The following is a 220-nucleotide window of genomic DNA, read 5'->3' on the forward strand; positions in this document are numbered from 1 at the left end:
AACAGTGCCGCATGGCCATGGGTTGGCGTGGTTTGAAGCCCCTGCAGATAGTACAAAGCCAATGGCGGGTTTATAAGGAAGCCCAGAACACCTGCACAGACCAGATTCCAGAAAGCCACGGCCAGGAAAAACATTAATGGCAAACGGTATTTGGCCACCCAGGGTGAAGCATGCTTTAACTGCCAGTGATCATGGGCATCAAAAGCGATCAATGCCAGAG

1 protein-coding gene is annotated in these 220 nt (G+C 51.4%); it reads right to left on the reverse strand.

The window, feature by feature from the left end; translation table 11 throughout:
- Positions 1-220: cbb3-type cytochrome c oxidase subunit I (locus CWC18_RS20865; RefSeq protein WP_138676057.1), on the reverse strand; the 220-nt coding region annotated here is incomplete at both ends.

This window comes from Pseudoalteromonas aurantia, from assembly GCF_005886875.1.
Taxonomy (GTDB): Bacteria; Pseudomonadota; Gammaproteobacteria; order Enterobacterales; family Alteromonadaceae; genus Pseudoalteromonas; species Pseudoalteromonas aurantia_A.